14 protein-coding genes are annotated in these 17,906 nt (G+C 59.5%); 4 read left to right on the forward strand and 10 right to left on the reverse strand.

Annotation, left to right across the window (positions count from 1 at the left end):
- Position 1: 1 nt before the first annotated feature.
- The 3 genes from accB to ppa all read right to left on the reverse strand — a co-directional run bounded on the left by accB (position 2) and on the right by ppa (position 3,371).
- Positions 2-463: an acetyl-CoA carboxylase biotin carboxyl carrier protein gene (gene accB, locus IE061_RS09500; protein ID WP_039178182.1), complete on the reverse strand. Its 462-nt coding sequence runs from the start codon at positions 461-463 to the stop codon at positions 2-4.
- Between the two features lie 325 nt (positions 464-788).
- Positions 789-2,654: a protein-disulfide reductase DsbD gene (gene dsbD / locus IE061_RS09505; protein ID WP_193461511.1), complete on the reverse strand. Its 1,866-nt coding sequence runs from the start codon at positions 2,652-2,654 to the stop codon at positions 789-791.
- Positions 2,655-2,840: 186 nt separating this feature from the next.
- Entirely contained in the window at positions 2,841-3,371 is a 531-nt protein-coding gene (gene ppa / locus IE061_RS09510; RefSeq protein WP_039178176.1) for an inorganic diphosphatase, read from the reverse strand.
- 259 nt (positions 3,372-3,630) lie between these two features.
- Here ppa and IE061_RS09515 point away from each other — a divergent pair, with 259 nt between their 5' ends.
- Complete coding sequence (locus tag IE061_RS09515; RefSeq protein WP_039178470.1) at positions 3,631-5,346, forward strand: bifunctional protein-serine/threonine kinase/phosphatase; 1,716 nt, start codon at positions 3,631-3,633, stop codon at positions 5,344-5,346.
- Between the two features lie 70 nt (positions 5,347-5,416).
- Here the strand turns inward: IE061_RS09515 and IE061_RS09520 are convergent, their stop codons facing one another.
- On the reverse strand, positions 5,417-6,676 hold the full coding sequence (locus IE061_RS09520; protein ID WP_189464030.1) for a 6-phosphofructokinase: 1,260 nt from the start codon (positions 6,674-6,676) through the stop codon (positions 5,417-5,419).
- A gap of 129 nt (positions 6,677-6,805) precedes the next feature.
- Positions 6,806-7,477 carry a ribonuclease T gene (gene rnt / locus IE061_RS09525; RefSeq protein ID WP_016913724.1) on the reverse strand — a complete coding sequence of 224 codons (672 nt, stop codon included), beginning with the start codon at positions 7,475-7,477 and terminating at the stop codon, positions 6,806-6,808.
- A gap of 213 nt (positions 7,478-7,690) precedes the next feature.
- Between rnt and IE061_RS09530 the strand changes: the two genes are divergently transcribed.
- Together IE061_RS09530 and IE061_RS09535 are read left to right on the forward strand one after the other, a co-directional pair.
- Positions 7,691-8,911 (forward strand): argininosuccinate synthase, encoded by a 1,221-nt coding sequence (locus IE061_RS09530; RefSeq protein ID WP_096923063.1) that lies wholly within the window; start codon positions 7,691-7,693, stop codon positions 8,909-8,911.
- Between the two features lie 54 nt (positions 8,912-8,965).
- Positions 8,966-9,298, forward strand: coding sequence for an HlyU family transcriptional regulator (locus IE061_RS09535; protein WP_189464021.1), 333 nt, complete (start codon positions 8,966-8,968; stop codon positions 9,296-9,298).
- Here the strand turns inward: IE061_RS09535 and IE061_RS09540 are convergent.
- From IE061_RS09540 to IE061_RS09560, 5 genes are all read right to left on the reverse strand, one after another.
- On the reverse strand, positions 9,291-10,502 hold the full coding sequence (locus tag IE061_RS09540) for an EAL and HDOD domain-containing protein (protein ID WP_144982660.1): 1,212 nt from the start codon (positions 10,500-10,502) through the stop codon (positions 9,291-9,293). The two genes, IE061_RS09535 and IE061_RS09540, sit on opposite strands and share 8 nt — an antisense overlap.
- 112 nt (positions 10,503-10,614) lie before the next feature.
- Positions 10,615-13,329 (reverse strand): sensor histidine kinase, encoded by a 2,715-nt coding sequence (locus IE061_RS09545; protein WP_189464029.1) that lies wholly within the window; start codon positions 13,327-13,329, stop codon positions 10,615-10,617.
- A 2-nt stretch (positions 13,330-13,331) separates the two neighbouring features.
- Positions 13,332-13,538, reverse strand: coding sequence for a hypothetical protein (locus IE061_RS09550; RefSeq protein ID WP_039178157.1), 207 nt, complete (start codon positions 13,536-13,538; stop codon positions 13,332-13,334).
- Complete coding sequence (locus tag IE061_RS09555; RefSeq protein WP_144982663.1) at positions 13,535-15,592, reverse strand: 3'-5' exonuclease; 2,058 nt, start codon at positions 15,590-15,592, stop codon at positions 13,535-13,537. Before IE061_RS09555 ends, IE061_RS09550 begins: the two co-directional genes overlap by 4 nt.
- Positions 15,589-15,972 (reverse strand): response regulator transcription factor, encoded by a 384-nt coding sequence (locus IE061_RS09560; protein WP_189464020.1) that lies wholly within the window; start codon positions 15,970-15,972, stop codon positions 15,589-15,591. The genes IE061_RS09555 and IE061_RS09560 overlap by 4 nt, the downstream gene beginning before the upstream one ends.
- A gap of 243 nt (positions 15,973-16,215) precedes the next feature.
- On the opposite strand from IE061_RS09560, the gene IE061_RS09565 reads away from it, so the two are divergent.
- Positions 16,216-17,892: a carbon starvation CstA family protein gene (locus IE061_RS09565; RefSeq protein WP_039178148.1), complete on the forward strand. Its 1,677-nt coding sequence runs from the start codon at positions 16,216-16,218 to the stop codon at positions 17,890-17,892.
- Positions 17,893-17,906 lie beyond the last annotated feature (14 nt).

Consider the following 17,906-nt stretch of genomic DNA (forward strand, 5'->3'; position numbering starts at 1 on the left):
ATTAAGCGAGGACGATCATGGGCTGATCGAATTCCACCGGCTCGCCATCTTCCACCAGAATGGCTTCAACCACGCCATCACGGTCGGCTTCGATCTGGTTCATCATTTTCATGGCTTCGACGATGCACACGGTGTCGCCTTGCTTCACGGTGTCGCCAACTTCAACGAAGGCCTTGGCGCCTGGGGCCGGACTGCGGTAGAAAGTGCCGACCATGGGGGAGTTGACGGCTTCACCGCGATAGCTGGCACCTTGGGGTTCCGCTTCGGCGCTGGGGGCGCTTGGCGCGGCAGCCTGTGGCGCGTATGCGGGCTGGGCGTATTGCGGCATTGGCTGTGGCTGCCAGCTGACTCCATTCGGATGGCGGCTGATACGAACCGATTCTTCGCCTTCCTGAATTTCGATTTCGCTGATGTTGGACTCTTCCAGCAGCTCGATCAGCTTTTTGACCTTACGAATATCCATCTATATAGCCCCAAACGTTAATCAATAAAACACAACGCAGCAGGTCGAACCTGCCTGCTTGCGTGCGGCGCAGTAAACCTGATTTTAAAACGAGGAGAACGCTGCACGATGGCGAACGTTACCCTTGTGTAAACGCTAAAAGATGAGCTTTTTAGCAAATATGGCTGCGGAGTTTGCCGAAAAAGTAGCGCACTGTCCAGTGATCGCCTCAGCCGTGACGAATTTTGCGACTTAAACGACCGTTTGACGACGTTGGCGACATAGCCTTAAAAAAATGGCCAGCGCACCGTACCGCGCTGGCCATGTCATTCAGACTAGTGCAAGGCTAACCTTGCTGCCACCGCTTGAGTGAATCGAGGTGCTGTGCCAATGCTTGTGCCGTAACTTCGCCTTGTATACGTGCGTCGCGCACTTCTTCGCCTTGGTGAAAGAACAGCAGGCTGGGCGGTCCAAACAGGTCGAAGTGATTCAGTAACGCCCTGCTGTCTGCGTTGGTGTTGGTAACATCGACCGCGACGCGTTGAAAATCGTTCAATTGCGCGGCCACCTGCGGGTTGGGATAGACGTCTCGTTCCATCAACTTGCAGGATATGCACCAATCGGCAGTGAAGTGCACGAATACCGGCTGGTCGGATTGAGCTGCTTGTTCCAGTTGGGATTGTAGTTCGCTCAGCGTACTGACCGTTTCAAAGGCCAGTGGCGTTTCGGCTGACGAGGTCGAGCTGCTGCCTAGCATCAATGGGCGTAGCGGATTGGTGCCGCCCTGAGCCGCTCCCAGCACCAGGGCTATCCCCCAGGCCAGCAGCATCAGGCCCAGGGTCTGGCGCGCCTTGGCCCAGCCCGAGGTGTGCTGGAGTGTCAAGGCGCCCAGCGTCAGGGCGGTACCGATGGCCAGGGCTGCCCAGAGTAGCAGGGCAAGAGAGGGGGCAACAAGACGTTCGATCATCCAGATGGCGACCCCCAGCATCAGCAGGCCAAACGCGACCTTGACGCCGTTCATCCAGGCGCCCGAACGCGGTAGCAGCGTCGTGCCAAAGGTGCCTACCAGCAGGAGCGGCACGCCCATGCCAAGGCCTAGTGCAAAGAGAGCTACGCCCCCCAACATGGCATCACCGGTGGATGATATGAACACCAGGGCGCCCGCCAGTGGCGCGGTGACGCACGGTGAAACCACCAGCACCGAAAGGGCTCCCGCCAGGGCCAGGCCTGCCGGGCCGCTGCGTTGGGCACGCGCCTGCCAGGCGTCGACGGTATTGGCGACTCGAGGAGAAACGCGCAGATCGAAAGCGCCGAACATGGCCAAGGCAAACAGAGTGAACAGTAGTGCAAACGTGATGAGCACCGGCGCCGACTGAAGGTGTGCCTGCAGGTTCAAGCCTGCGCCGAACAGGCCCATCAATACGCCTACCAACGCATAGGTGCTGGCCATGCCCAGCACGTAGCTGGCTGACAGCACGAAAGCCCGGGGTCTGGTCGGGTTTTGCCCTACCACGATGGAGGAAAGAATAGGAATCATGGGCAGGACGCAGGGCGTAAAAGTCAAACCGATTCCTGCCACAAAGAACAGCCCGAGCATCAAGGGCAGGCTGGCCTCACTCATCAGGTTGCGAAAACGGCTGTCCTCGCTTTGCGGAGCAGTAAAGCCGGAGGGTTGAGCGATGGAAGATTGAGCATCGTCTGTAAGCGCGGTATTGACGGGATCAGCCGCCCCTTGGCGTTCACTCCATTGTGCGAACTGGGCAGGTGGCGACGCTTGCGGAGCCTCCAGAGTGACCCGTTCGGGCGGGTAACAAAGTCCGGCATCGGCACACCCCTGAAACGTCAGCTCGATATGGGCCGGGCCAGAATGGGGCGCGGAAAAGGGTACTTCGAACACCAGGCTGTCGCGAAAGATATACACGTCACCCATGAACTCATCGTTGGTGAACGTTCCTTCGGCGATGATGGGGGCTTCCAGGCTGAGATCTTCTTGCAGGCTGGTGACCGCGAGCTGGTGTCGATAAAGATAATATTCGTCGGCAATGTCGATGCCGATATAGAGCATCTCTTCGTCATGCCAGGCGGTAGGTTGAAACGCCTCCATGACAGGCAGAAAATCGTTTTGATTACTGGACGAAAACCATTGGCCTTGCGCCAGCAACGGCAAGCAGGCAAGCAGGCAAAAAAGAGAGAAGCGTTTGAGCAGTAACACGAGGTTTCCTTACGCAGCGGTGTCTAGCCAACAATAGCACGCAGGATAGCGTAACCGTTCGCCCGGGCGTAGCGGCTGCGGTGACATGACGCGCTACTTCATGTTCGCTTAACCCAGTATGCAAAAGGCCGCCCGAAGGCGGCCTTGGACGAATCATGGCAGAACGTTTGCCACTTGAACGTCGACTCAGGACTTCTTGTAAGCCGCCACGGATTTTTCGATGGCCTTGCGAGCGGCTTCAACCCCTTCCCACGACTCTACCTTGACCCACTTGCCTTTCTCCAGGTCCTTGTAGTTCTCGAAGAAGTGGGCAATCTGTTGGCGCAGCAGTTCCGGCAGGTCGGTGACTTCCTGAACGTCGTCATAGAGCGAGGAGAGCTTGGCGTGAGGAACACATACCAGCTTGGCGTCTTCACCTGCTTCGTCGGTCATGTTCAGGATGCCTACCGGACGGGCGCGGATGACGCTGCCGGGGGCGACCGGGTAGGGAGTCACCACGAGTGCATCGAGGGGGTCGCCATCATCTGCCAAGGTGTGCGGAATGAAACCGTAGTTGGCCGGGTAAAACATCGGAGTGGCCATGAAACGGTCAACCAACAGTGCGCCCATGTCCTTGTCGATTTCATACTTGATAGGCGCGTGGTTGGCAGGAATTTCGATCGCCACATAGATATCGTTGGGCAGATCCTTTCCAGCGGGGATGTTATCGAAGTTCATCTTGAGTTCCTTGGCTTGGCTTATCTATTGCGATTGAGGCAGATGTCACACAATTGATGCATTGCATTAATAGGGCAGAATTATACGAACATGACTGCCAGATTACCAATGCGACATAGGTGTTTGACGTTGACCAAGGCAGCGGGTGGGGTGCTCTTTGATGGCCGACGCGACGTTTGGTGGGCATCGTTTCGGCGTCTCAGCGTGTATCATGTCGCCGAGTGATCGTGGCAAGGACCTTTATGTCCAGGAGGATGAGTTGGCGCACGCCCAGTTGCTAATCAGTTATGGTCAGGCTTTCGTTGCCCCGCAGCGCCGTCAGCATCGCAGCTCCATGTCGGTACGCCTGCCGGATGAGCCCGTATTGAAGGCGAAGGGCGGCTGTGCCGTCATCAGTGACTCGCTGTCGCGCAATACCATGGCCAAGCAGGCAGGCGATCTGAGCGTTCGTGGATTCCTGGCCGATTATTACTCGACCCCCGAGCACTGGGATACCAAGACCTCTGCCACGCGGGTCTTGAGAGCGCTCAACAGCTGGTGTTACAGCCAGAGCCAGCACGTCAAGGAAGGCGGTTTTGTATCATCGATGTCTGCGCTGGTGTTTCTGGGCCGCGAGGGGCATCTGTTTCATATGGGAGATACGCTGGTTTTTCGCCTGCGAGGGGCCGAGTTCGAACAGTTGACCCGTGACCATGTGACCGACGTGGGAGGCTATCGCTATCCCTCTCGGGCCTTGGGCATGGATGGCAGCCTGGATATCGATTACACCCACCTGCCGCTCAAACAGGGTGATTTTTTCGTCTTTACCACCCAAGCCGTGCGCGGCACGCTCATGCCGTCTGACTATGTGCGCTTGATTCGTGAAGATGCCAGTGATCTCGATGCAGCCTGTGAGCGCCTGGCCAGCGAGGCCAAGCAGCGCGCCCAGGAGCGAGGTTATGGGGGAGAGCAGTTCTGTTTTCAGATTCTGCGTGTCGATGAGCTGCCGGAAGAGCCCAGTGATACGCCCAGCATGCTGTATGGGGACTTGCCCATCCCCCCGGAACTGGCGGTAGGCGAGCGGCTGGATGGCCTCGAAATACAGGCGGTACTGTCGCGAAACGCGCAGTCCAGGGTCTACCGCGTACGCGATGTGCACAGCGACCGGATCATGGTCATGAAGGCGCCAAGCCCGGAGCTTTCGCTGCGCAATGCCTATCTGGAACACTTCCTGCTGCAGCAGTGGGTAGTCGAGCGGGTCAACTCCCCCTTCGTGGTCAAGGTCATGGAGCTGTCGCGTCCTCGCCGCTATCTGTACTATCTCATGCAGAACGTGGAAGGCGAGACGCTGCGTGAGTGGGCGCAGCGCCACCCTCAAGCCAGCTTGAACCAGCGTCTGGACATTGCCAACCAGCTGGGCAAGGCGGTACAGGCGCTGCACCACCGAGATATCATTCATCAGCAAATAAACCCGGATAACGTATTGATCGACCAGCACGGTAAAGTCGTGCTGACCGACTTCAGCGCCTGCCACATGCGCGAGGTGGATGGTCATCGCCAATCCGGCGACCTGCTGCGGCAGGTGGGGCTTTGCGAGCATACGGCGCCTGAGTATGCGCTGGGCGACACCATTGGCCGCCGCAGCGATCAGTATTCGCTGGCTTCGACCGTTTACTGGTTACTGACCGGCGAGCTGCCGTACCTGTTGACGCCTAACCGCCTGCGCAGCCATACCGATCTTGAAGAGCTGGCCTATCGCAGCGCGCGTACCACCAATCCTGAGATTACCCCGGAGCTGGATGAGGCGCTGCGTCGAGCCCTGGACCCCCAGCGAGCGCTGCGTTTTCGTCGCATGTCGGAGTTTCTCTACGCACTGCGTGTGCCCTTGGGGCGTTTGCCGGTACGCGAAGAGTCGCGCCCAGAAGCTCGGCGGTTCTGGCAGGGGGTGGCGGGTATTTTGCTGCTGTTGTTGGTGCTCTCCTGGCTGTTGCGCTAGATCAGAACGCAGAAGGGATGGCTTGGGCCATCCCTTCTATCTATCGCTACTGCGGGCCGTTCAGGCCGTATTACAGCGTGAATTTGGGCAGTTTCTGTGCCACTTTCGCCAGCTTCAGCTTGGCGACTTTGGGCAGGCCATTTTCGAAGGGCGGGAAGTCTTCGCCTTGAATCAGCGGGGAGAGGTAGTCGCGGCACTGCTGAGTGATGTCGAAGCCACTTTCGCTGATGAAGTCACGTGGCATGAACTTTTCCTGGTTGGCAATTTGCGCCAGGGGAGCAGAAATCACGTCCCATTGGTACGGGGTCTGAGAGATACGACGAATCGCGGGCATCATGGAGTTTTTGCCTGCCAGCGCGAGCGTCACGGCCTCGCGGCCCACGGCATAAGCCTGTTCCACATCGGTTTTGGAGGCCAGGTGGCGCGCCGCGCGCTGCAGGTAGTCGGCCACGGCCCAGTGGTACTTGTAACCCAGGTCCTGCTTGATCATGCCCGCCAAGGTGGGCGCTACGCCGCCTAGTTGGCGATGGCCAAAGGCGTCGGTATTGCCTGCGTCGGCCAGGAAAGTGCCGTCTTCGTAGCGCGCCCCTTCGGATACCACGATGACGCAGTAGCCGTACTTCTTGACGCTCTCATCGACCCTGGCCATGACCGCTTTGCGGTTGAATGCCACCTCGGGGAAGATAATGAGGTGAGGCGGTTCACCTTCGTCTTCCCCGGCCAGACCACCCGCCGCCGCAATCCAGCCCGCATGACGCCCCATGACTTCGAGCACGAACACCTTGGTAGAGGTGGCGCACATCGAGGCGATGTCCAGAGACGCTTCGCGGGTAGAAGTGGCAATGTACTTGGCCACGCTACCAAAGCCTGGGCTGTTGTCGGTGATGGGCAAATCGTTGTCGACGGTTTTCGGTACGTGAATCGCGGTCAGCGGGTAGCCCATTTTTTCGGATAGCTGAGACACCTTGAGACACGTGTCGGCGCTATCACCTCCGCCGTTGTAGAAGAAGTAGCGGATGTCGTGGGCCTTGAAGACCTCGATCAAGCGCTCGTACTGGGTGCGATGAGTATCGATATCCTTGAGCTTGTAGCGACATGAGCCAAAAGCACCGCCCGGCGTATGACGCAGGGCAGCAATGGCGTCGTCGCTCTCCTGGCTGACGTCGATCAGGTCTTCGGTCAGGGCGCCGATGATGCCGTTATGGCCGGCATACACCTTGCCGATCTGGTCGGGGGCTTGCCGACACGCTTCGATCACGCCGCAGGCGCTGGCATTGATGACGGCGGTAACGCCACCGGACTGGGCGTAAAAGGCATTGTGCAGGGCCATGGAACGTTTCATCTCCTGAACGAGTATCGTGTGACTAGCTAAATGAGCTTTCGGGTTTATCAATAAATGCTGCGGAGTTTAGCCTAAAGCCGTTGCCACTGCATTACACGCAGGGCAAGGCTGCTGGAGCTACTCCTCGCCTGCGTCCATGGCTTGCTCTTTCAAAGCCAGCCGCCAGCCGCCCAGATCCTTGTAGCGATTGACCATGGCGCAGAACAGTTCGGCGGTGCGCTCGGTATCATAACGGGCGGAGTGAGCCGATTTGTTGTCGAATTCGATACCCGCCGCCCGGCAGGCGCGTGCCAGCACGGTCTGGCCGTAAACGAAACCTGCCAGGGTCGCCGTATCGAAGCTCGAGAACGGGTGAAACGGATTGCGCTTGACACCGCACCGATTGGCGGCTGCGTTCAGAAACCCTTGATCGAAAGCCGCGTTGTGGCCGACCAGGATGGCGCGAGAGCAGCCATGCGCCTTGATGGACTTGCGGATGGGGCGAAAGATTTCTCCCAGCGCCTCGGACTCGCTCAAGGCGACCTGGCGGCGCAGCGGGTCATCCAGGTTGATACCTGTGAAATCGAGAGCCGATTGCTCCACATTGGCCCCTTCGAAGGGGTGAATGTGGTACGCATAGGTGGCGTCGGGCAGTAGATTGCCTTCCGGGTCCATGGTGAGCGTCACAGCGGCAATTTCCAGTACGGCATCCGTCTGGGCATTGAACCCGCCCGTTTCCAGGTCAATGACCACCGGCAGGTAACTGCGAAAACGCTGGGCCATCAGATCGCGGGCAATTGCCTCGCTCATGCAGCTCTCCTTAGTAAAGCGAGTAATCGAACACAGTGGCGGTCATGAGGAGTCGCCACGAATGTGCTGATTCTAGCAGCTTTGGGCCCGAGGCGTCGTTGACGGTATTCGCTGGGCATCGAGAGCGCTATACTGGACGCCAGGTGTAATGGATAGCGCCCGAGCGTGCTGTCGATTCTGGTGAACTGTGTTCTTATTCAAGAGGAGCAAAGAATGTCCGATGTCAAAAAGGTTGTGCTGGCATATTCAGGCGGCCTGGACACATCCGTTATCGTCAAGTGGTTGCAAGAGACCTACAACTGCGAGGTAGTGACCTTCACTGCCGACATCGGTCAAGGTGAGGAAGTCGAGCCCGCGCGTGCCAAGGCCCAGGCGCTGGGCGTCAAGGAAATCTACATCGAAGACCTGCGTGAAGAGTTCGTGCGCGATTACGTCTTCCCCATGTTCCGTGCCAACACCATCTACGAAGGCGAGTACCTGCTGGGTACCTCCATTGCTCGCCCGCTGATTGCCAAGCGGTTGATCGAAATCGCCAACGAAACCGGCGCCGACGCCATTTCCCACGGTGCGACCGGCAAGGGCAACGATCAGGTGCGTTTCGAGCTGGGCGGCTATGCGCTCAAGCCGGGCGTCAAGGTCATCGCGCCTTGGCGCGAGTGGGACCTCACTTCCCGCGAGAAGCTGATGGCCTACTGCGAAGAGCACAATATCCCGGTGGATTTCTCTAACAAGAAGAAGAAATCTCCGTACTCCATGGATGCCAACCTGCTGCACATTTCCTACGAAGGCGGCATTCTGGAAGATCCGTGGGCCGAAGCCGAAGAAGACATGTGGCGCTGGAGCGTTTCACCGGAAGCCGCCCCTGAACAGCCCACCTACGTCGAGCTGACCTTCGAGCAAGGCGATATCGTGGCCATCGACGGCGAGACGTTGAAGCCCCACGAAGTCCTCGAAAAGCTTAACAAGCTGGGCGGCGACAACGGTATCGGTCGTCTGGATATCGTCGAAAACCGCTATGTGGGCATGAAGTCGCGCGGCTGCTACGAAACTCCCGGAGGCACGATCATGCTGCGTGCCCACCGTGCCATCGAGTCGCTGACGCTGGACCGTGAAGAAGCACACCTGAAAGATCAGCTGATGCCCAAGTACGCCGAAGTGATCTACAACGGCTACTGGTGGAGCCCCGAGCGTCGCATGCTGCAGGCGGCCATTGACGAAACGCAGAAAAACGTCTCAGGCGTCGTGCGCATGAAGCTCTACAAGGGCAATGCCACGGTGGTGGGTCGCAAATCCGAGCAGTCGCTGTTCGACGAGTCCATTGCCACGTTCGAAGACGATGCCGGTGCCTACAATCAGAAAGATGCCGAAGGCTTCATCAAGCTGAACGCACTGCGCCTGCGCATTGCGGCCGGCAAAGGTCGCCAGCAAAGCTAGTCTCTTCCCTTGTGACCAGCCCCGGTGGGTTGGTCACTCTTTCCTGGAGTGGTCATGTTTAAAAAACTACTTGCGGGCCTGTTTGGGTCAAGCGATGAGCGTAAAAGCGTGTCGGGCACCAAGGCGGCAGAGCCTGTCGCCTACAAAGAGTACCTGATCATTTCACAGCCGGATGACCAGAGTGGCCAGTACCGTGTCAGCGGTGTGATTCGTAAAGCCATTGCGGATGATAGCGTTCAAGAGCACCGCTTCGAGCGTTCCGACATGCTGCCGGGGCGTGATGCCTGCGACGCGCTGATGGTCAGCAAGGCGCAGCGCTTCATCGATGAGGTGGGGGAGGCGATGTTCGAACCGGACCCCCGTCGTGAAAGCGGTACCCCTAGCTAAGCTGTGAATCCATCAAGGCACGCGCTTCAGCGGCCGCTTTCAGCATGAACTCTGCGGGCACGCTCGTCAGGACGGCGCCCTGCTCACAGGCCGCTATATCCACCAGCAGTTGCCCCAGTGCGCCGGCATAGCTTGCCAGCGCCTTGTGTATGCTCTGGCTCAGGGGCAGCTCCTGCAGCATGACCTCCAGTTCAATCCCCAGAATGACCGGCATGCGCGAAAACAGCCCGACGATAAAGGCTTCTTCTGCGTCCAGCCCACGCTGCTCCGCCAAGGCCTCACAGGCAAAGGCACGCGTCAGCCCATTGATCAGGTTGACCTTGCTGGCCGGATTGTTGCCCGCCAGCATGACGATCGATACCAGGGTGCGCAGCTCCTTCAACCCGATGATGTGAACACAATCCAGTAGCTTGTAGGCGGGACGCTGTGCGGCCTTTCCTGCGGAATTGGCGCGCTTGAATACCGCATTGAGCAGGTAGGGGTCGCGGGCAATCAGCGTGCTCAGCGCAGGCAGGCGAACTCGGTCGCTGTAAAGCTGCGCCAGTAGCTGCATCTGATTGGCGCGCGACGTGCTGTGGCGCTGGGTTCTGGTGGTCTGAATTTGTGGGCGTTGGTAAAAGTAGCCCTGGAACAGGCTGAAGCCCAGCGCTTTGCACTGCTCGAATTCATCATGGGTTTCGACCCGCTCCGCCAGCAAGGTGTAGCCTTGACGATGGAGAGACGTAATCATGTCGATGGGCAATCCCACCGAGATATCGAATTTGACGATATCGGCAAAGGGCATCAGCCCTTGATTGGCTGAGTTGGGCTCCACATCATCCAGCGCCAGTCGATAGCCCTGCTTTTTCAGCCGCCTGAGAGCGTCGGTCAAGGGTTCGCTGGGCTGCGTGTCTTCCAGAATTTCGATGACGATTTGATCCGCAGGCAGGCCAGCCAGATCGGGGTTCAGCAGCCAGTCATGGGAAGCGTTGATGAACAGCTGGCGTTGGCCGCAGAGCTTATCGAGACCGATTTCGTAGATGGCCACCGCGCAGGCGCGAGCCGTCGCCTGTACGGCGTCTAGAATCACGGCGTTACCTGCGCTGGCGTTTCCCCGATACAGCAATTCATCCGCGACATGCTGCAACTGCACGTTGACGATGGGCTGAATGGCGATCGTGTATTGGTCGCTCTCGACATCGTTAAGTTCTGACCCGCTCAACATGATACAGCTCCAGCATGGCGATATGACGGTGTACAAGGATCCAAAGAATAACGTACAAACACAGGAACATACCAGTTACATCGCAGCACAGTGCGTTGACAAAAAGGAGGAGTCATTTAAACGGTAGGGCGGGCAGTTCGATCCACATTCGCGTGCCCCCCAGGTCGGAAGCGTCTGCCCACAGCTTCCCTCCCAGGTGTTGAACGATGGCGCGACTGATCGGTAGCCCAAGCCCGCTGCCTTTTGGGCGTTGGGCATGAGGCTGTCCGCTACGCTGCAGCTGGTAGAATTTTTCGAAGACGTGCTCCCTTTCTTCCTCGGGAATACCAGGCCCGTTATCTTCCACACTCAAGCGAAACTGATCTCCGTGGGCCTCGACACGTAGCACTATCTCGGGATGGGTATGATGCGCAAACTTGCGCGCATTTTCCAGCAGGTTGATGATCACTTGTTCCAGCCGGTCGGGGTCGGCTTCCACCATGGCAGTCTCGGATTGCACCTCCAGCCGGAAGGTCAAGGCTGCTTCTTGATGCAAGCGGGCCAGTGCGTCGCTGCTTTGTCTGGCCAATGCCACCAGGTCGACGGGTTTCGGCGACATGGTCAGACGACCGCTTTCCAAGCGTGCCAAGTCGAGTATTTCCTCGATCAGCCGGGAAAGTCGTTCGCTTTCCTGCACCATGATGGCCAAGAATTGATGGCGCTTGTCATCGCTGATATCCGGCGTGTCGCGCAATATTTCGGCAAACGAGCGAATCGACGTCAGCGGTGTTCGCAGCTCATGGCTGACCATGGCCACGAACTCATCTTTCATCCGGTCCAGCTCGCGCAGCCGCTCATTGGCACTGCGCAATTCCTGGCCCACGCGGGCCAACTCCTGGGATTTCTGCTCGAGGCGACGGTTGTACTCCAGCGTCTGTGACGTGGTATCCAGAATGCTCAGCACCGAGGCGACGTCCAGCGCTTCACCGCGCAGCACCGAATTGATCAACACGCTGGCGGAGGCACTGCCCAGGGAGCCTGCCAGCGCCTGCTCGGCCCGCGTGATCAGCCCGCTGGAAGCAGGCTGTGTTTTGTTCAGCGGCTCATGTTGGGTAAACACGCGTTCGGTGGCCGTACTGCCCAGGTAGCGGATGAGCAGGGCATGTAGTGCCCCTTCGGTGGTTTCGCCTCGCCATAGAGAGGTCGTGTGCAGGCCCGGGTGCATGGCGCCGGTGAAGAGCGCTGCCTGGGTCTGTTCCAGCGGTGTGGGCCGGGTAAACAGCGATACACCTACCAGCAGTCCCACATTGCACAGCATGCTCCAGAACAGTGAGTGGGTATAAATATCCCAGCCAGTCAGGCCCAGCAGGGCATAGGGCGACAGCCACGATAGCCCCCATGGTCCTTGGGTGATCAGCGTGCCATCCAGCCATCCCGATTGGGCAAAGCCCGGCAGCAGCAGGGTGTAGAACCAGACGATAAAGCCTGCTACCAGAGCCGCGGCCGCCCCTTGGCGGGTGGCGCCGCGCCAGTAAAGGCCAATCAGCAGCGCGGGGGCAAATTGAGCGACGCCCGCAAACGAGACCAGCCCGATGGTGACCAGGCTGTAAGTGTCGCCAATCAGCGCGTGGTAGAGATACCCCATCAGCAGAATCACGAGGATGGCGATTCGGCGTATCCCCAGCAGCCAATCGGCCAGCTTGCCGTGGCTGCCGATATAGAGCCCTTTGACCTTGAGCAACAGCGGCATGACCAGCTGGTTGCTCACCATGGTAGAGAGCGCGATGGTTTCCACGATCACCATCCCCGTGGCCGCGGACAGCCCACCGATGAACACCAGCAAGGGCAGGCCCTCGAGACCTGCGGAGAGAGGCAGCGTCAGCACGAAGCTGTCCGGGTCTCCGGCATCCAGCAGCAGCCCCGCCAGGGCAATGGGAATCACGAACAGGTTGATCAGCAGCATGTAGAGCGGAAAAAGCCAGCTGGCGCGAATCAGGTGCTGCTCATCGACGTTCTCGACGACCAGTACCTGGAACTGACGTGGCAGGGTCAAAAAAGCCAGAAACGCGAGCAGCAGCATGCCCACCCAGCCGGTGGCCCCGCCGGGTACGCTCTCCAGGCGCATGGCGTTGGTCAGCTCCGGCATGGCCGCGGCCTGCGCGAACAGGGCGGCAGGCCCCTCGAACAGCACGAAGGTGACGAAGATACCCACCGCCAGAAACGCCACCAGCTTGACCAGCGACTCGACTGCAATGGCCGCGACCATGCCCTCGTGGCGCTCGCTGGCATCCAGATGGCGAGTGCCGAACAGAATGATGAACACGGCCAGTACCATGGCGATCCAGAACGAACGATCACTCCAGAATCGCTCGGTGGCCAGGGTCGCGTCGGCACTCAACGGGTAATTCATCAGCACCGCATGGCTGACCGTGATCGCCTTGAGCTGCAGCGCGATATAAGGCGTGATGGTGATCAAGGCCATAAGGGCCACCAGGGCACCCAGCAAAGAGCTCTTTCCGTAACGGGCACTGATAAAGTCGGCAATGGAGGTGATCCGCTGCTGAGCCGCAATGCGCACCATCTTGCGCAGCGTGAAAGGCGCCAACAGCATGGCCAGCGTGGGCCCCAGATAGATGAGCAAGAAGCTAGGGCCAAACTGCGCGGCCCGGCCCACGCTGCCGTAAAAGGTCCAGGCGGTACAGTAGACCGCAATGGAGAGCGCATACACCGTGGGCGAGCCAATCAGCGAGCGCCCCTGTTCGGCGCGGCGGTCTCCCCAGGCGGCCACCATGAACAGCAGCGCCAAGTAGCTGAAGGCAGCCCCAATCACCACCAGGTCGGTACGCATGCTCATCGTCGTCCGGGCGTTTCCACCAGCCAGGCGGTCATGCCGATCAGCGCGCCCCAGACCACGAACAGGTAGAGCGGCAGCCAACCCAATGAGGAGGGCAAACGGTCCATGATCAGCAGGGCGGGCGGACAAAACAGCAGCAAGGCCAGTATGATCAAGGCGATCAATCTTTCCTGACGTCGGGAGAGCGGGCGGGAGGTTTTCATGAGGCGCTGGCATCCTCACGGTCGAAGGCATTGGCCTGCAGGGCTAGCAGTTCCTCGAGGGTATCGATGCCTCTTGCCTCCAGTCGGGGCAGCAGCGCCAACCACAGCTCCGCCGTGACGCGGGCATCGCCCAGCGCCGTATGCCGCGTGCCGGGGGGGAAGTGCAGATCGTAGCGCTTGGCAAGGGTATCCAGGTCGTGACCATCCAGCGCTTCGTCCAGTGCTCTGGATATCAACAGCGTATCGAGCACCGGCATGTCAAAGCGAACGCCATGGCCGCTGATGGCCAGCATGTCGAAGGCGGCGTTGTGGGCCAGCAAGACGGCATTGTCCACATAGGCGCTGAACAAGGTCAGCACGCTGTCCAGTGTGGCAGCACCTGCAACATCGGCATCGGTAATGCCGTGGATGACCGTACTGGCCGCCGGTATGGGGCGTTGGGGGTCGACGTAATGGTTGAAAGCGTCACTGGCCAACAGCCGCCCATTGACGATACGGCACGCCCCCAGGCTGATCACCGTGTCGCCTCGACGCAGCTCCAGGCCGGTGGTTTCCGTGTCGAAGGAAACGATATCCAGGTTGCGCAGCCGACGACTGGCCAGCGCATCATCCGGGGCGGGCAACTGGGCAATGCCGAAGTCGTGGAATTCGGGCCGTGGCGGGGCGGGTTCACGGGGAGCGTCGGTACGCTCCAGGGTAGGTAGCGGCATGCGCAAACGCGCGTGGCGCTTGTCGCTGTCGGCAACGCTCCAGATATCGGCGGCGTGCTGGCGCAAGATGTCGGCCACCGATGGCCCCAGCGGCAGCGCCGTCAGCCGCTCTTCACGCCAGCGTACCAGCTCGCTCTCGGGCACGGGAGCACCTTGCCAGATCAGGTCGACGTAAACGCGTTTCTGATGATGGCTCAGCTCGCCCTCGAAGCCGCCGCTGGGCAAGTGGCTGTGTAAATAGCGCACCAGGGAGTCGAACAGCTCGATCAGGGCGGGAGCATCGCCCTTGAACCAGGCAGGCATGCCAATGGGGGTAATCAGCCGATGGGCAGGGTCCAGTCGCTCATCCAGGGATTGCCAGAAGTCATTGGACCACATGGGCCGCAAGCGCTCGCCGTGGTACTGCATGTCCTCGAGAAGCGTGGCCATTCTGGCGACCTGCTGGTTCAGGCCATGGCTCTCTTCCTGAATGACCTGCTCCAGGCGTTCTCGGAGTGCAGGGTCCTGGGGCAGGGTGGCCAGTTGCCGCATGACGTCCGCTGCACTGCCCAGGCTGGCAGAGTGCTGGCGTAGCGATGGCAGCAGACTACCCAGGTCGGCGCGCACGCCCATCTCGTTGTTCCAAGCCGTGGTGGCATCGCTGCACGTCACAAGGGTTTCTTTTTCGCTGCCGGGCACGCGTCGGATCACCACTTTCAGCCAGCGCTGTTCGCAGGGGGCCAGCAGTTCCCTGGGAGAGCCATCGTCCGGCAACTGGGCCAGGGCATGTTCAAGGCCAACGGTGGGCAGCAGCGTGTCGAGGCGTTTGCCAAGCCCCAGCCCCGTGTGCCCGGCAAAAAAATCCTCGGCGGCCTGGTTGAACAGCATGACCCGGCGATGACGGTCGCAGAGCAGCAGCGGCGTTTCCAGCACCTGCAGCAGTGTTTCCAGCTCCTGACGTATGCGGGTGGCGCTACGCGCACCCTCTGCATGAGCGGTGGCCAACCGCCCTCGGTCGGCGCGCCAGCTCTGGCTGAGGCGCCGCAAATCGGGGCCGAGCCCCTTCAGCCAGCCTTCGGGGGTGTTTTCGTCCTGGGCATCCGGATTGGCTACCCAGCGTGCCAACTGGGCCTGAAGGTGGCGCAGCGGGGTGAACAGCATGCGTTCGAGCAGCAGCCCAACCAGAAAAATCGTCATGCCGCCAGAGAAGCTGCCCAACCACAGCGCGGCGCGGGCAATTCCCGACAGGCCCAGCTGAGCATCGAGCCAGGCGGCAAAAATAGCCCCGCCAAGCAGGCTGATGCCGCTCAACAGCAGCCATACGCCCATGAGGCGCTGGCGTTTGGGTAACCCTTTGCCGGTCATGGCGTTCGCTCACCCAACAGGGATTTGACCTTTTCCATCAGTTGCTGAGTGGAAAAGGGTTTGGTCACGTAGTCGTCTGCTCCCAGCGCCAGGCCTTTCTCACGCTCTACTTCGCGGCCGTGGGCGGTCAGCATGATGACCGGCAGCCGCTGGGTCGTTGCTTGTTGTTCACGCTGGCGCAGCTGCTCGAGCACTTCGAAGCCGCTGATGCCGGGCAGGCTGATATCTAATAACAGCAGGTCGGGGGAGGCATCTTCCAGACGTAAAAGTGCGCTTTCTCCATCCTCGGCAGTCACTACTTCGAGTCCGGCATGGGACATCAAGAACTCCAGAGACAGGACAATATTGGGTTCATCGTCGACCACTAAGACTTTGGCCATGGAGGGCTCCTGATAACGCAACGTTATTATTGGTTCTTGAAGAAGTTTAGGTAGCCAAGCCGAGCCCGCCAAGACGACCTTCGATGAGTATGGCCATGACGTCTACAACTTTCGCAGTGGTTTAAAGCCATAAAAGGGCTTTTTCATGGACTTGCCAGACGTCTCATACCACTATGAAAACGCTCGAAGTGAGCAAGCGAGTAAGCCCAACAATAAAGCATCACCATTAAAGGAGCTGCGCTTATGAGTGCTATTTTCTTGCTGGTGGTGGGTCTTGGTGCAATGGCATTGGGGTACTTTATTTACTCCAAGTTCGTTGCTCAAAAGATCTACCAACTAGATCCTGACTTTAAAACCCCTGCCCATGAGTTCGAAGATGGCGTCGATTATGTGCCTACCAATCGGTTCGTGCTGTGGGGGCACCACTTTACCTCGGTGGCGGGTGCCGCACCCATCGTCGGGCCGGCCATCGCGGTGATCTGGGGCTGGGCACCGGCCTTCATGTGGGTGGTGTTCGGCACGATATTCTTTGCCGGGATTCATGATTTCGGCGCCATCTGGGCCAGTGTGCGCAACAAGGCAAAATCGGTGGGGGCGCTCACTGGAGATGTCGTTGGCAAGCGTGCCCGCAGTATCTTCATGATCGTCATCTTTCTGGTGCTGCTCATGGTCAACGCGGTGTTCGCGGTGGTCATTGCCGGTCTCATGATGAATTTCTCCAGCGCGGTCGTGCCGGTGTGGGGAGCCATCCTCGTGGCACTGATCATCGGCCAGTTGATCTACCGTCGGATCATGAGCTTGCCCGTTGTATCGGTACTGGGGGTCATTGCGCTCTATGCCCTGATCTTCATTGGCCCTTCGGTGCCGATCCAGATGCCCTCGGAAGTGGCGGGTATGTCCGGTAACGCGGTGTGGATCCTGATCCTGTTTGCCTACGCCGCCATCGCCTCCTTGCTGCCCGTCTGGATGCTGCTGCAACCCCGTGACTATATCAATGGTCTGCAGCTGTTCATCGGTCTGCTGGTGCTGTACGGCGCCCTGGTGTTGCTGAACCCGACTCTGGTAGCACCGGCGTTCAACAGCGATGTGCCTGCGGGTACGCCATCGCTCATTCCTTTGTTGTTCGTGACCATTGCCTGTGGGGCAATCTCTGGCTTCCATGGGTTGGTGTCTTCGGGGACCACCTCCAAACAGCTCAACAAGGAGACCGACGCGCGGTTCGTGGGCTATTTCGGCGCGGTAGGCGAAGGCATGTTGGCCCTGGCGGCGATTCTGGCGGCCACGGCAGGCTTTGCAACGCTGGGTGACTGGCAGGCCATGTACAGTGCCTTTGGCCAGGGGGGCGTCAACGCCTTCGTGGAGGGCGGAGCCTACATCATCCATAACGGCCTGGGGCTGCCTGAAGTGACGGCGGCGACGCTGCTGACGGTCATGGCGGCGCTGTTTGCCGGGACCACCATGGATACCGGGCTGCGGTTGCAGCGCTATATTTTCCAGGAGTGGGGCGATATCTATCAGCAGCCGTGGATGAAGAAACCTGCCATTGCCACCGGCCTGGCCGTGGGTAGCTGCCTGTTGCTGGCGTTTGGCGCCGGTGGGGCCGACGGCTCGGGTGGGCTGATCATCTGGCCGCTGTTTGGGACCACCAACCAGTTGCTGGCAGGCCTGACATTGCTGGTGATCACCGTGATGCTGGTGCGCCTGAAACGGCCCATGTGGTACACCCTGGCACCGCTGTGCTTCCTGCTGGTGATGACGATCCTGGCGCTGCTGCTGCAGCTGCGCACTTTCTGGAATCAGGGCAACATGTTCCTGCTGGTACTGGACATCGTCGTCCTGATTGCGGCCATCATGGTGGCCATGGAGTGTGCGGCCGCGCTGAAGCGCTCGCGTTCCGAAGTCGCCGAGCAGCAGCCTTAGCCGCTGCATAACCC

This window comes from Vreelandella hamiltonii (assembly GCF_014651795.1).
Classification (GTDB): domain Bacteria; phylum Pseudomonadota; class Gammaproteobacteria; order Pseudomonadales; family Halomonadaceae; genus Vreelandella; species Vreelandella hamiltonii.

Bases quoted from the DNA above. Each gene is read 5' to 3' on its own strand.
- accB (WP_039178182.1), bottom strand. From the start codon at position 463: ATGGATATTCGTAAGGTCAAAAAGCTGATCGAGCTGCTGGAAGAGTCC.
- ppa (WP_039178176.1), bottom strand. From the start codon at position 3,371: ATGAACTTCGATAACATCCCCGCTGGAAAGGATCTGCCCAACGATATC.
- IE061_RS09520 (WP_189464030.1), bottom strand. From the start codon at position 6,676: ATGGCCCTGCACAATGCCTTTTACGCCCAGTCCGGTGGCGTTACCGCC.
- rnt (WP_016913724.1), bottom strand. From the start codon at position 7,477: ATGAGCGAGGCAATTGCCCGCGATCTGATGGCCCAGCGTTTTCGCAGT.
- IE061_RS09530 (WP_096923063.1), top strand. From the start codon at position 7,691: ATGTCCGATGTCAAAAAGGTTGTGCTGGCATATTCAGGCGGCCTGGAC.
- IE061_RS09535 (WP_189464021.1), top strand. From the start codon at position 8,966: ATGTTTAAAAAACTACTTGCGGGCCTGTTTGGGTCAAGCGATGAGCGT.
- IE061_RS09540 (WP_144982660.1), bottom strand. From the start codon at position 10,502: ATGTTGAGCGGGTCAGAACTTAACGATGTCGAGAGCGACCAATACACG.
- IE061_RS09545 (WP_189464029.1), bottom strand. From the start codon at position 13,329: ATGCGTACCGACCTGGTGGTGATTGGGGCTGCCTTCAGCTACTTGGCG.
- IE061_RS09550 (WP_039178157.1), bottom strand. From the start codon at position 13,538: ATGAAAACCTCCCGCCCGCTCTCCCGACGTCAGGAAAGATTGATCGCC.
- IE061_RS09555 (WP_144982663.1), bottom strand. From the start codon at position 15,592: ATGACCGGCAAAGGGTTACCCAAACGCCAGCGCCTCATGGGCGTATGG.
- IE061_RS09560 (WP_189464020.1), bottom strand. From the start codon at position 15,972: ATGGCCAAAGTCTTAGTGGTCGACGATGAACCCAATATTGTCCTGTCT.
- IE061_RS09565 (WP_039178148.1), top strand. From the start codon at position 16,216: ATGAGTGCTATTTTCTTGCTGGTGGTGGGTCTTGGTGCAATGGCATTG.